The 14116-nt window shown below is 47.8% G+C and carries 9 protein-coding genes; all 9 read right to left on the bottom strand.

Annotation, left to right across the window (positions count from 1 at the left end; all coding sequences use genetic code 11):
- Window positions 1-14: 14 nt before the first annotated feature.
- Window positions 15-2114, bottom strand: a complete 2100-nt coding sequence (locus CWE09_RS11500; protein WP_126804183.1) for an EAL domain-containing protein — start codon at window positions 2112-2114, stop codon at window positions 15-17.
- A 5-nt stretch (window positions 2115-2119) separates the two neighbouring features.
- Window positions 2120-3472: a response regulator c-di-GMP phosphodiesterase, NosR family gene (nosR, locus tag CWE09_RS11495; protein ID WP_126804182.1), complete on the bottom strand. Its 1353-nt coding sequence runs from the start codon at window positions 3470-3472 to the stop codon at window positions 2120-2122.
- Between the two features lie 61 nt (window positions 3473-3533).
- Complete coding sequence (locus tag CWE09_RS11490; protein ID WP_241974364.1) at window positions 3534-4709, bottom strand: sensor histidine kinase; 1176 nt, start codon at window positions 4707-4709, stop codon at window positions 3534-3536.
- Window positions 4690-6015, bottom strand: coding sequence for an MFS transporter (locus CWE09_RS11485; RefSeq protein WP_126804180.1), 1326 nt, complete (start codon window positions 6013-6015; stop codon window positions 4690-4692). The genes CWE09_RS11490 and CWE09_RS11485 overlap by 20 nt, the downstream gene beginning before the upstream one ends.
- Before the next feature lie 9 nt (window positions 6016-6024).
- Window positions 6025-7383, bottom strand: a complete 1359-nt coding sequence (locus CWE09_RS11480) for a M28 family peptidase (RefSeq protein WP_126804179.1) — start codon at window positions 7381-7383, stop codon at window positions 6025-6027.
- 66 nt (window positions 7384-7449) lie between these two features.
- Window positions 7450-8802: a hypothetical protein gene (locus CWE09_RS11475; protein ID WP_126804178.1), complete on the bottom strand. Its 1353-nt coding sequence runs from the start codon at window positions 8800-8802 to the stop codon at window positions 7450-7452.
- Window positions 8803-8805: 3 nt separating this feature from the next.
- Window positions 8806-9528, bottom strand: a complete 723-nt coding sequence (locus CWE09_RS11470) for a VC0807 family protein (protein WP_126804177.1) — start codon at window positions 9526-9528, stop codon at window positions 8806-8808.
- A 74-nt stretch (window positions 9529-9602) separates the two neighbouring features.
- Entirely contained in the window at window positions 9603-12167 is a 2565-nt protein-coding gene (locus CWE09_RS11465) for a bifunctional diguanylate cyclase/phosphodiesterase (protein WP_126804176.1), read from the bottom strand.
- A 194-nt stretch (window positions 12168-12361) separates the two neighbouring features.
- The gene (locus CWE09_RS11460; RefSeq protein ID WP_126804175.1) at window positions 12362-13984 is read right to left on the bottom strand and encodes a methyl-accepting chemotaxis protein; all 1623 of its coding nucleotides are present in this window, start codon (window positions 13982-13984) and stop codon (window positions 12362-12364) included.
- Between the last annotated feature and the right edge of the window lie 132 nt (window positions 13985-14116).

Below are 14116 nucleotides of genomic sequence, written 5' to 3'. Positions count from 1 at the left end.
CTTATTTTTAATTCTTATTTATGATTCAGGTGCACCGCGTCACGCACCACCTGGCGCAATTCTTTATCGTCCCAGGGCTTAGTCAGAAACTTATATATCTGCCCCTGATTAATAGCAGCCGTTACTGATTTTAAGTCCATATAGCCGGATAATACAATACGAACAATAGAGGGGTACATCGACTTCACATGATTCAGCAACTCAGTACCATTCATATGGCGCATTCTCTGGTCGGAAACTATGACATTGACGTCATGCTCCGTCAGCAGTTCAAATGCCTGTTCTGCATTCTCCGCGGTTAGTATTTGATAACCATCGCGTCGCAGCAAGCGTTGCAAAGAGCGCAGCACATTGGGTTCGTCATCCACCAGTAACACCACAGGCAGCATAATATCTGCTTCTTTTTCCACCTCAACCTGCTGCCGGTACTGACTCATAAAAGATTCAATCGCTTGCAAAGGCATTGGCCTAGCCTTCAGAAACCCCTGAATTTCATCACAAAGTGCGCGCTGCAAAAAGTTCAGTTGCGCTTTGCTTTCAACGCCTTCAGCGACAACCCGCAAGCCCAGATGGTGTGACATCGAAATAATGCCCTGAACAATTGCCGCATCGCCTTTTTCATGGGTAAGATCAGCAATAAAAGAACGATCGATTTTCAGCGTATCAATAGGCAGTTTTTTCAAATAACTAAAACTGGAAAAACCAGTACCGAAATCATCCAGGGATAAGCTCAGCCCCAGTTTCTTAAGTGCCCGCATTTTTTTAATACTATCTTCGGGGTCAGATAACAGTACTGATTCGGTTATCTCAAGGTCAAGACAAGCAGGCTCGAATTCAGCCTCACGTAATATCTCCCGTATACTATCGACAAAGTTATCGCGCAAAAAATGCAAAACAGAAATGTTGACGGATACTGAAGGTAACTCAGGGTCTGCTTTCTGCAAAATCTTAAAATCTTTGCAGGCCTGCCTTAGCGCCCACTCACTAAAAGAAATAATAAAACCAGTTTGTTCGGCTACCGGAATAAAACGCGAAGGAGAGATTTCTCCCATAATAGGGTGATGCCACCTTGCAAGGGCTTCTATGCCACTGCACCGCTGGCTACGTAAATCAAATTTCGGCTGGTAATGGAGTGTAAACTCATTACCTTCTATCGCCTTTTGCATATGATTACGAATATTCAAAAAGTCGGTCACTGAGGCATTCAGATCACTGCTGTACCACTGAAAATTATTGCGGCCTCGTTTTTTAGCCTGGTGCATAGCTAAGTCAGCCTGCTGGATAAGCACCATAGGATCCGGTAGCGCCTTTTCACTCAAGGTGACACCAATACTCGCGGAGAGCTGCACTTCAACTCCCCGCATAATCACTGGCACTGCTATTTCTTGCAAGATCCGCTCGAGAATTGCGACCACGCTGGTTGCAGAGGCCAGATCAGGCAGCAAAATAACAAACTCATCGCTTTCTATCCTGGCCAGAGTATCCCCGGCACGAACCAGGCCGAGTAGACGAGTCGCCATCGCCTGTAACAGGCTATCGCCAAAGCTATGGCCAAAATGATCATTAATGGGCTTAAAACCGTCCAGATCGAGGTAAACTACGGCCAGTTCCCGATTCGGATAACGTGGCTGCTCAACGCATTGAATCAGGCGCTCCTGCAAAAATTTGCGGTTCGGCAAACCGGTCAGGGAATCATAGTTGTCATAGTCAGCAAGCTTACGGGATAACTCTTCTTCTTTACTGGCATCACGTATGACGCCGATAAAATGAGTCAGCTCTCCACTGGAATTATGTGCCGGACAAATGAAAAGCTGGTTCCAGAAAAAGGAACCGTCTTTACGATAGTTTTTGAGGGTAACCCTGACTTCCGCGGGCGTTTCAATGGATCTGCGAATGGTTTCTATTTCATCAGCTCCGGTTTCTGGCCCCTGCAAAAAGCGCATATTACGGCCTATCACTTCCTGGGGGCTATAACCGGTAATTTTTTCAAATGCTGGATTTACATAAACCAGGGGCAACTCTGAATTGTTCGCATCACAAACCACCAGGGCATTGCTGGAAGCACTCATAGCATTACTGAAAATATCTTCCGGCAAGTCCTGCATTCGCATCATCAGCTTCAGTCCTCCTGCGGTGGTTCCGACTCTGAGTCAGGCGCCACTTTGTCTTGCGATGATACGTCAATCAGCACATGGTAGTGCTCACGACGGGTGCGTTCAAAGCCCATCAGCTTCTCAATCATACCTGTAGTCAACACTGTGCCTTCAGTGAGTAACAGAAAACCACTGTCTGTCAGCAGGTTACGTTTTACTAACATGCCAGTTTTGAGTTGCTTAAGACGACACAATATAACGCCTTCTGGCAAAGGTTCTAAGTCGGGGGCTTTATCATGCACCAGTTCAATAAAACGGGCAGACATCTCAGGGTCATAGACCCGGTCTGCGTAGATCCCCAGGTTATTCAAAGCATCATCGCGGTTCATCATACGATCCAGAATTATCCCGCGTTGCAGTTCAATATAATCAATAGCTAATTTAAGCAGGCGTGACTCTTCCGGAATATCGCCCCCTTCCAGTTGATCCGGAAAGCCGCGTCCATCCCAACGTTCCTGATGGTGGCGAATAAAATAAGCGGCCCGTTGCAGAGGCTCCAGTGATAACAGCAGACTTTCACCAAGCTCTGGATACTCGCGATATTTATCTCTGTCTTTGCCACGAAAATTATCGCTTGGGGTCATCAGCAAATCATCAGTCCAGGTAACTTTTCCGAGATTATATAGAGCAGCCGCCATACTTAAGTCATTCACACGTTTCGCATCCCAACCGGCCTGTTCTGCATAGGCTTTAACCAAGGCGCTAATTTTGTCATTGGTTTGCCGGGTTTTTGGCAGACGCTGGTTTATCAATGCCGCGAATACTTCGGTGGAGTTATGGTAACTTTTTTCCAGCTTTTTATAGGCCCGATCACGTAAGTGAATAGCTTTACGCAATGCATTTGTACGCTTGGTTACGCTTGCCTCAAGCTGTTGGTTCACTTCTGACAGCTTCTTATTACGCGTCTGAATAAGCTTGGTCAGGCGTATCCGTTCGCGCTCCGAAAAAGCCAGCCGTGTAGCCTGACGCAGTACCAGGCGCACTTCATCGTCATCCCAGGGTTTCTGGATAAAACGATATAAGTGCCCTTCATTAACACTTTTAATCAGGTCGTCAATATCCGGGTAACCGGTCAATAGAATACGAATGCAACGAGGCCATTTTTTCTGTACCCGAGTGAGCAGCGTTGTTCCGTCAACTTCAGGCATACGTGAGTCTGACACCAGCACATCAACCAGCGTTTCCTCCATAATCTGTAAGGCTTCAGCCGCGCTATTTGCCAGCAGTAATTGGTAATCTTCCTGCCGCAGCAGGCGCTGCAGGCTACTCAACACATGGGGCTCATCATCAACTATGAGTACGGTCACTTCTTTGGCCATGCTGCGCCACCTTTTACTAAAAATAGTGAGTGTTACATTAACGTTTACATTAGCTGCTACATTAACGGCCTGATTTAAGCTGAGTGACTGGCAGGCTCACTGTAAACGCTGTTCCCTTGCCAGGAGTACTCTCCAGCTCAATACTGCCACCGTGCTTTTTGATAATGTTATAGGCCAGAGGTAACCCTAGCCCGGTTCCTTCACCTACAGGTTTGGTCGTAAAAAAGGGTTCAAATATACGAGATCTGTGCTCAGGCTCAATTCCATGGCCACTATCTTCAACCCGTATTTCGACCCGGTTATTGAGTGAGCGGGTACTGACTTTTATAATTCCGAAATCATCTATAGACTGAGCCGCATTCAGAAGTAGATTCATAAACACCTGATTAATCTGGCCGAGATTGCACTCCACCAGCGGTAGTTCGCCATAATCAGTTTCTACTTCCGCTTTATATTTCAGTTCATTCCAGACCACACTTAACGTACTTTCCAAAGCCTGTTGCAAATCTGATGACTCAGTCTTTTCATCGTCACTTCGCGAGAAATCTTTAAGCGCAGTGATAATATGTTTCACTCTTTCTATGCCCTGAGCAGACTCGCTCATAAGGTCGCTGACGTCATTACGAATAAACTCATAGTCCAGAGTATTTTTCAGGATTTTAAGCTCTTCTATTTCGCTAACCTGGTCAATAGCTTCAATAATCTGACGTAGATCACCCAGATACCCGGCCAGAGTTTGCAGATTCGAATACACATAACCGATAGGATTATTAATTTCATGAGCAACACCAGCTGCCAACTGGCCGATAGCGGCCATTTTCTCAGTCTGTACAAATTGCGCATTAACGCTTTCGAGTTTGCTAATCAATTCATTCTTCTGCGTCTGCTCCGCCAGTAAGCGAGCACGATCCTGTTCCAGTTCAATACTAAGTTGGGACTCCACTGATTCCTCTAGCAAAACCAGGCACATATTTTCCTGCAGGGGTTTGGCGCTAACGACAAAAGCATGATTGCGCCCCTTGTTATCCTGCAGTCTTATACGAGTACTATGACTTGCCTCTTTTGGCAACGCGATAACTTCAGCATCATCCATGATGCAGCTGAGTGCCTGACCATTCAGGGCTGTCGATTTATAACCTAGCTTCTCGGCGAGGTAATCATTCGCGCTAATGATGGAGCTTTGTTGCGGATTAAATATAAGTACACCTGCAGGTAGTTCATGATTCCCGATTTCCATTTTCACGCTCCTGTTCATCTTCAGCATAGCGCTGCTCTAAAGTGCCGGAAAGCGGAACACGAGCCAGTAATAAAGCCCCCAAAACAAAGAATCCGAGAACCATGAGTAGAGCTGATTGGCGGCCAAATATATCTGCCACAATGCCAAAAGTGGTCGCCAGCAACATAGCCAGGCGATTGAAGGTACCCCACCAGCCAAAGGCACTGCCACCAGCATTCGCCGGAGTAAGCTGCCCCACTAAAGAGCGGCTGGAAGACTGAATAGCACCGATACCGGTACCAGCCAGTAAGGCCACACCCAGAAACAGGGTGGCTACATCAATACCGGAAGCCTCGACCATGAAGGGGAGCGAATACATAGCGCCAATGGCAACCAGCCAGATACCTATAACAGCAAACAGCGTCGGCCGGGCACCTATTTTATGCTCCACAAAACCAAAACCCACAGCCCCTGCCATGGCGCTGAATTGAGTGGCCAGAAACACCGACACTAAGTCGGACTGAGTAAGACCCAGCTCGCCGCTACTGTATATGCCAATAAATTTAATGACCGTCTGCACGCCCGCCATATAAAACAGGAATGCCATGAAAAAGCGCAGCAATACCGGCTGACTACGACCCAACTGCACCAGGTTCAGCGCCTGATACCAGGCCTGTTTCTGAACCCGTTGAGAAAGTTTAGGGGGGCGCTCTTTAAGTAACACAAAGGTCGGTATAGCAAAAATCACAAAGTATATGGAAATGGCCACCATAGCCCATTGGTTCTGGCTAATATAAGCCGCAGTTTCAGCATCAGGGTCGGCTGTCACTATAATCAGGGTCACCAGTATCATACTGATTAATCCACCGATATAACCAACACCCCAGCCGATGCCGGAAACCAAACCCATGTTCTTTCGTTTAGCAATTTCCGGCAGGAACGAAGAGATAATAGCCTCACCAATCATCCAGGCGGTATTGGTGATCAGAATCAGGACTACGCCCAGCCAGACATCACCTGGCGAGACAAACCACAGCGAACTGGTAAAAAGCGCGCAGATAATAGTTGAGATCGCCAGCAGCCTTTTTTTGCTGGCCCCCTGATCCAGGTGCTGCCCAATAATCGGCGACAACACCATAGCAACCAGGATCGAGCCAATCAGAGCGATTGACCAATAGGTATCCTGTAAAAAGCTGTCATCCGGCACTATATAACTGACAAAAAAAGCAGAATAGATGAAAGAAATAACAACGGTGGTATATGCCTGGTTCGCTACATCGTACATAGCCCAGGCAAATATCTCCCGTTTAGGTGCCGGATTGCTCATCAAGTGCTCCTAGTCACGCAAGTTCACATCACTGTTCGCCAGGGCTTCAGTCAGGATAACCCAGGCCCGAAGGTTCTGTTTAACAGCGGCAGGATCGACCTTATCCAGGGTGTCATTATTGGTATGATGGTAGTCAAAATAGTCGGTACCGTCCTGCTGTAAGCGACCAACAGGTACGCCTTCCTGTTGCAGGAAAGTAATGTCAGGTCCACCGCTGGCGTTATTATGGCCACGTTGAATACCTAAAGGTAATAACTTCTTATGCACTTCATCGGCAAATTCCAGGCCTTCTTCCCCGAAATTAGTATCAAAGGCAAAAACCCGCCCTGCGCCAAAGTCTGACTCAGATGCAAAAATGTGGTTGTGCAGATTATCCGCATGCTTATCGGTATAAGCACGGGCTCCCACCAGACCTATTTCTTCAGCGCCAAAAAGAACCACCCGCACGGTACGTTCAGTTTCACCACGCTGACGCACCATGGCACCGGTGGCCATGACAATGCCAACACCGGCACCGTCATCCAAAGCTCCGGTGCCTTTATGCCAGGAATCATGATGAGCTCCGATAAGGATAAGCTCATCAGGACGCTCAGTGCCGCGCATTTCAGCAATTACGTTGTGGCTGGTGACTTCACCTTTAGACTCATTCTGCAGATTAAAATCCACCGTCAGTTCAGGCTCTCTTTGCAGCATACGGCTCAGTTGGTTAGCATCCGGGACCGATAAGGCCGCGGCTGGAATTTTTTCTATACCGTCCTGATAACGCATCATGCCAGTGTGGGGAAAACGATCATCACTGGTGCTGATAGAACGGATAAGTACCGCCACAGCGCCCAGTTCAGATGCAACTACGGCCCCTTGCGAACGACCACTGACCGCCGGGCCATAAGTGGCGCCTCTGGGGTGCCGTTCCATCTCCCGGTTAATAAATACGATTTTACCTTCCACGTCGCTCGGCTCTGCTTCACGCAACGACTCCAGGCTGTCAAACTCAACCACTGAAGCCTGAATGCCCTGTTCCGGGGTAGAAATTGAGTGTCCTAGTGAAGCCAGTACTAAATCCTGCTTAAAAGGTGCCTGCACATGCAAAGATGCACTGACCGGCTGCCAGTGTTGCATCGCAAACTCTTCGGTCCATACCCGGTCATAACCAAGACGTTCAAATTTATCGACCGCCCACTCTACCGTTCGCGCATCCGCTTTTGTGCCTGGCATACGAGGCCCTATCTGAGTAACCAGAGACTCGGTCAGGTGATAAGCCAGATCTTCATTCACGACCATTTCTTTAGCCTGGGCTGAATGCCCGACAAGGCCCAGTGCCAGACTAGCAACGGTTAACAGATTCAGACTCTTTTTTGATAATTTCATGGACTCACTCCGTATCAATTTTATTTTCTGCAGCCAACACTAAACTATAAAACCTGGCAGCAGCAACTAATTAGCTAATTCAACATCCAGAATACGCTTATAGTTCATGATGATTTTCCAGCGTTGCAGGACTACCCGACCATCGCCTTCGACATCCCGTACAACCAGATTCAGGGTGTAACGTTTATCAACCAGCTCTTCGACAATTTCATCCTGTTCAAGCTTGAACACCTTGTGGGTGCTGGGGTTCATTAAGCGCATTAAAACGTCTAAATCGAGAATAATGCTCTCTCGGGTTTCTGCATAACCGCTTAAAAAGCGGGCCGGTAACATGCGTGAATCATTGCGATAATGTAGGACTGTTTCTCCCCGCTGGGGACTGTTTCCCTTACGGGCTTTGCGTATGTCATCAGGCAGGTCGCGAAATGCTTTATAATCGAACCACTCTAATGAACGCCCTACCGGCTGTTCAGAGTTAACATCTATATAAGTATGCTTCCATTTGGGCCGTCCTTTACGTAGCCATGCCCAGAGTTTCTGTCGTAAGTCGTCTTTAAATAACTCACGGGCTGCATAAGCTACCGCTACCACCAGCAGGAATATGGCGGTAATATCGCCTAACAATAACCGGCTTTCAAAAACAAAAAATGAAACCGCCGTCATCACTATCGCGGTTACCAGCGCCTTCACCGCTTTTTGTTCGCCACCACCGAGCTCTACCGATTTACGCTTAAAAGTGACCGGGTATTCCAACAAACGCCGTAGCAAGCGCATCTTATTCGACATCCGTGCACTGTCATCATTGATACGAGACGAGTTGTACTCTTTCTCCTCACGATGACGGTGTTCACGCTTGGCGACTTTGATCAGAAGTTCGCGCAAATCCTGCTGATCATCCTGAAACGGCAGTTTCATGGCTAAAGCTAGCAACTGTTGCTCAGTTAACCAGGACAGATAGTTATCAATGTTGACGTGATAACGCGACAGACTTTCTTCTTTCGGTGTATTGCGTCGCAAACGCTTGAGAATAGTCGCGGTCAACTCCAGTAGTTCCCCCACTTCCTCCCGCGACACCTCGTCGCTATTACGTAATTGACGAGTCGCTGCCTCCAGCGCATTTGCGTACTGATATGCGTACAAGCTCAGGCTTAAGCGGTATTTAGGGTCGGGTCGTACACTTTGGCCTGCCGCCCGGCTGATCAAACGACTCTGCACTAAAGGTGCAAGCTGGGCCAGGCTGGAGTAGGTTCTTTTCACATGAAGACCGAGCAGGTAGAATTCCTGCTCAGGCAAAGTCTGGGGGCTTAAATCGAGCTCACCAGGCACAAACAGGTACATATCCAGCCTGTGCTCAGGTGCCTGACCCAGTTCCCGGGTCAGTTTTAATGAAATTTCGTCCTTGCGCTCCAGATAAATCACGCCTTATTTATCATCCTTAACTTTTTCGTCCTGACCATGCAGAAAGTTTTCAATCGACTGGCCCGTAAGTTTGTTTAACTTATAAAACAGATAAAAAATAGCCACCATCATCACCAGCATAGTGGGCAGGGCTATGACCGGGAAACTCAACGCAGTCATGCGTCCCAGCTCTTCATTAAAAGCAGTAGTCCCCGCAGGGCTCACGACTATCATGCGGGCCAGTATATAATTAAGTATAGCGGATAAGAAGAATGCACCCGCGACCAGCCAGGTGGCCTGTTTTAATACCCGTTCAAAAGCCTTGATATTGTCACGCTTTTTCACCGCCGAGTAGACTTTGTCGACATCCATTATCTGGTCATTCATCAGTAATTTTTTAACCAGCGGAAAACGCGTGTACTGACTGATAAACACCGCTAATCCGATAACCCCAGGCACGGCTGCTTCTTTAATAGCTATGTACTGAGGGTCCAACTCAAATAAACTGATGCCCCCGGTTAACAGCACACTGATAATGCCCAGAATTGAAAAACCATTCACTTTGCCGCGCCGTTGCAGGTCCCAGAGCCCGTAGCCAATAGGGAAAGCCAGAGCAATGACCACGCCCAGCGCCGGGCCTAAATCGTCAGGCCCACTGAACTTCATTAAAATAACAACAGGAATCAGTATGTTAAACAGCATGTTGCTGAAAAAGCCACCCTGTTTAGCGGTTTTTTGTTGCGCCATAGTTTTGCATTACCTGTAAAAAATAAGGAACCGAGTATAACACTGGCAGCCAGAGGAAATAGCACTGACCAGTGCTATTTCCTGTATACACTTTCATGAGAATACGCTGGCAGTAACAGTCTCTCAAACTCATTCAACGGCAGCGGATGGCTGAAGTAATAGCCCTGGAAGCCATTACAGCCATACTCCAGTAACCTCAGATAGTGGCTTTCAATTTCGATGCCTTCCGCTATGACCTGCATCTGCAACTGATTAGCAATACCAATGATGGCCTCAATAATGATCCACTCCCTGGCATCCACTTTGTCGCCCGCATCGCGTAAAAAGCTCTGGTCAATTTTCACTTCATCAAAAGGCAATTCTGCTAAATAAGCCAACGACGAGTAACCGGTACCAAAATCATCCATTGCAAAACGAATACCAATAGCTCTTATCCGCTGCATTCTGGCTTGAGCATCTTCTAAATCCTCCAATACCAGACTTTCTGTCAGTTCAAGGATCAACAAAGAAGGGTCGATCTTGCTCTCCTGTACCCGACGAATTAACTCCCCGGTAAAGCCAGGTTGATAAAACTGACGGGCACTTACGTTAATAGATAAGGTTAAAGCAGAAGTCTGTGCTGATTTTTCCCAGAGTTTTAACTGAATGCAGGCCTGCTCTATCACCCAGTAGCCGATAGGCACAATTAAGCCAGTCTCTTCTGCAATAGGAATAAAGTCAGCCGGCGTAATATTTAGCTGTACGGGATGCTGCCAGCGCAACAAGGCTTCAGAGCCAGTAATTCTACCACCAGCATTCAATTGTGGCTGAAAAACCAGACTCAGCTGCTGTTGTGCCAGGGCTTCCCGCAAGTCCGCTTCCAGACTGTAACGTCGCTCAACTCGCTGTTGCATTTTGGGAGTAAATAAACAAATGCGATTACCGCCCGTGACTTTAGCCTCCTGCATTGCTATGTCAGCATGTTTTAGCACCTGTTCGCCGCTTATTCTTGATTTACTGAAGCTTGATTTACTGAAGCTTGAGTTACCGAAACTTGAGTTACCAAAGGAGCAGACCCCAATACTCAACGAGCATTCAAAAGGATATTCCTGAACCATGAAAGGCTGGTTTAAAGCATGCAATAACTGCTTTGGAAAGTCGCTGTCTTCACTATGACCGGGCAACAACAGCAAAAACTCGTCACTGCTTAAGCGTCCACCCACCGCAGATTGCGGCAAAATTAACAGCAAGCGCTCGGCGATCTGAATCAGCAGCTGATCGCCCGCCGAATGCCCCATAGTGTCATTCAAACGTTTAAAGTTATCCAAATCAAAATAACAGGCAATCCCCGGAACCTGGTGGTCAGCAACCATATCCTGCAGATAATCATGCATCATACGTCGGTTCGGTAAATTCGTCAGGGCGTCGTAATACGCCAGATGGTGAATGGTCTCATCCGCTTCCTTGCGATCACTGATATCGGTGACAAAACCGCTCCAGCTAATACCACCATCCTCTTCCTGAACTGGCATCGCGCTACCTAACAACCAACGTTCCTTATGGCCTGTATGCGCCACCACCCTGAATTCGTGCTGCCAGGCACTTAAGTGTTGCGCTGAGTGCTGAATCGAAAACGTTAAATCCCGCAAATCTTCCGGATATATTTTATCCAGTAAAAGACGGGCATTGCTTTCAACCTGTGCCGGTGAGATACCAAAAATGTCATTGCTGGCGTCGCTTAAATAGGGAAAACTGAATTTTCCGCTGGCGGACTTACGTAACTCGTAGACCATGCCAGGTACGCGTTTAGTAATAGTGGCTATACGATCCTGCAGCGTTTTAGCCAGATCTTTTGAATGCTGCGAAGACTGCTCAGCACGGTACCAGTGAATTCGCATAATCACTGCCGTAGTAGTCATAAGCACGATCAGTATAGCGCCAGCAGCAGCGGCACCAATGAGTCCACCGCTTGTCATGGCAAATCCGGGCAACACGCTCTGCACCTGCTCGGAGGGCATAAAAACGGTCGCATGCATAGCTACATAATGCATGCTGGCAATGGCCAGTCCCATCAATACCGACGACGCCAGGTTCAGTAACAATGGATTCTGCAAATAGCGACGCAATAACGGCCGTATAGCAAGTGCGCAGGTCGCAAGAGTAATAGCCGCGCCAATAGATGCCAGAAACCAGCCAGGCTGATAAAGGCGATCCGCCTGCAATACCATGGCGCCCATTCCAATATAATGCATGGCGCCTATACCGGACCCCATCAGCACTCCGCCACCGATAATGGTGGTCAGCGCAGGTTTTGTATAGGCAATTACATATAGCGTGACATAACCGGCCAACACAGCCGGAATGATAGAAGCCAGCGTCAAACCAAGGTGGTAACTCACTTCAACCGGCAAGCGGAATGACAACATGCCCAGAAAATGCATGGCCCAGACACCAACCCCCATCGCAAAGGCACCTGTCAGGTGCCAGGGAAGACGAGCCAATCTACTATTTTTGCGCTGCATAAGTTCAATATGACTAAAGCTGGCAAATGCAGCCAGAATCGCTGTCATAACGGAAAGTAAAATCAGACCCGTGACATGGTGGCCCTGGTAAGCCTGACTTAAATCAATGGTGTTACTGCTGAATTGCAATAGAGTCATATATCCGGCTTGAAAGGTGTTAGTTAACACTTACTATCAATTATTGTCATAGTAACAGTATCCAGAAACCACAATCGGTAAGCAACCTATTTACTTCGGGTTATTATGAAAGATATAGTAAATTGTTAATATTAAAAAAAATGAGCGCATCGGCGCTCATTTTTTAACCTTTCGTATTTTAAATACTGCCTGATTTACACCTTAAAGCGATTCACCAGCTCATTTAAATCACCCGCTAAACGCGCCAGTTCCTGACTGGACGCGCTGGTCTCATTCGCACCTGATGACGTCTGACCGGACAGATCCTGAATGTTGACCAGGTTCTTATCCACATCTTTCGCCACCTGGGCCTGCTCTTCCGCGGCACTCGCGATTGAAGTGTTGCGTTCACTGATTTGCGCCACTGAATGGGTAATCTGCTGCAACGCTTCGCCTGCAGAACGCGCAATCTCCAGTGTTTTATTGGCCTGTGACGAACTCAACTGCATACCTTTTACTGAATCTGAGCTCGACTGCTGCACCGCCGCCACCATGCCCTCAATCTCTTTTGTTGATTGCTGAGTACGGTGCGCCAGGGCGCGCACTTCATCTGCTACCACAGCAAAACCACGACCAGACTCACCCGCCCGAGCCGCTTCAATCGCCGCATTAAGGGCCAATAAGTTAGTCTGCTCTGCAATGCCACCAATCACATCCAGAACTTTGGTAATGTCATCCACTTTTGTTGCCAGTGTTTCGATATTGCTCGCCGAAGTCTGAATTTCATTTACCAGACCTTCTATTGTCGACACCGTTGTCTCTACCCGTTCACGGCCTAGTTGTGCCTGGCTATCGGCAGCATCCGATTCTCCTGAGGTGTCCTGAGCATTGCGGGCCACTTCTTCAATCGCTGCGGTGAGCTCATTAACCGCCGTTGCTGCCTGTTCCAGCTCAGCGCTTTGTTCATGCAGACTGCGGGTTGAGTCTTCAGTGACCGAGCTCAGCTCTTCTGAAGTAGAAGCCAGCTGTGCCGAAGAGTCGCCAATCATGCGAATGGAATCACGCAGATTCTGCTGCATACCCTGCAATGCCGTCAGCAGTTCAGTCGCTTCGTCTTTGCCATCAATTTCAATCACCCGGGTCAAGTCACCATCAGCAATAACCTGCGCATTCGTTACCGCTTCTCGCATAGGATTGACAATACTACGGGTCAGAACTACAGCCATGGCTGACATTAAAGCAAGCGCAATAATAATAGCGATAATAATGGCCAGACGCCCAGCATTAACTATTGCATTCGCCTCCTCGACGTCGGCAGCCATGCGCTGGTCATACAATGCCGTCAGTTCTACGATTTGATCTCTGATCTCGTTCACCAAAGGCGGGATTTGCTGCTCACGCAAACGTGCTACCTGCGCTGAGTCGCCTTGCGCCGCAGCTTCTATAATGTTGTTAACCAGTGCTCGATAGTCTCTCTGGGTATCTAAAAAATTGTCAAAAATAGCGCGATCCTGACTGTCCTGAAGCAAGTCCCGAAATACATTAATCTGGTCATTCATCCCTTGCCAGCGTTCGTCTAAACGCTCCTGGGCTGGTGCCCGTTCTTCCGGACTGGTAGCCACAATAGCGTTGGTCGCATCAAGGCGTACTCTCAGGAATTCACGATACAGATCAGCAGCAGCCATCATGCTCGGAACCCGAATATCCACAATCTCTTCAGTTTCGCCATACATACGTTCGAGCTGGGTAATCGCAAAAATCCCCGTGATGATAAAAATAACTCCAATAGCCGTGAAAAACACAGCTGAGCGAAGTCCTATCTTAATGTTCCTGAACATGGCGATACCTCTTGAGACCCTGAGTATGTAAGAAACGGATTCACGTGAATGCGCTTAAGTAACTGAAAATAAGAACTATCATTACAGTTCAGTTAGGTTATCGGCGCAGGGTGTTTTTTCTACAACAAAAAA

Origin of the sequence: Aliidiomarina minuta (genome assembly GCF_003987145.1) — a bacterium.
GTDB lineage: Bacteria > Pseudomonadota > Gammaproteobacteria > Enterobacterales > Alteromonadaceae > Aliidiomarina > Aliidiomarina minuta.
Note: the sequence above shows the minus strand (reverse complement) of the source record. Positions and strands in the feature narration are given on the sequence as shown.

Coding starts and splice junctions, on each gene's coding strand:
- CWE09_RS11500 (WP_126804183.1), bottom strand. CDS start 2,114: ATGATGCGAATGCAGGACTTGCCGGAAGATATTTTCAGTAATGCTATG.
- nosR (WP_126804182.1), bottom strand. CDS start 3,472: ATGGCCAAAGAAGTGACCGTACTCATAGTTGATGATGAGCCCCATGTG.
- CWE09_RS11490 (WP_241974364.1), bottom strand. CDS start 4,709: ATGGAAATCGGGAATCATGAACTACCTGCAGGTGTACTTATATTTAAT.
- CWE09_RS11485 (WP_126804180.1), bottom strand. CDS start 6,015: ATGAGCAATCCGGCACCTAAACGGGAGATATTTGCCTGGGCTATGTAC.
- CWE09_RS11480 (WP_126804179.1), bottom strand. CDS start 7,383: ATGAAATTATCAAAAAAGAGTCTGAATCTGTTAACCGTTGCTAGTCTG.
- CWE09_RS11470 (WP_126804177.1), bottom strand. CDS start 9,528: ATGGCGCAACAAAAAACCGCTAAACAGGGTGGCTTTTTCAGCAACATG.
- CWE09_RS11465 (WP_126804176.1), bottom strand. CDS start 12,167: ATGACTCTATTGCAATTCAGCAGTAACACCATTGATTTAAGTCAGGCT.
- CWE09_RS11460 (WP_126804175.1), bottom strand. CDS start 13,984: ATGTTCAGGAACATTAAGATAGGACTTCGCTCAGCTGTGTTTTTCACG.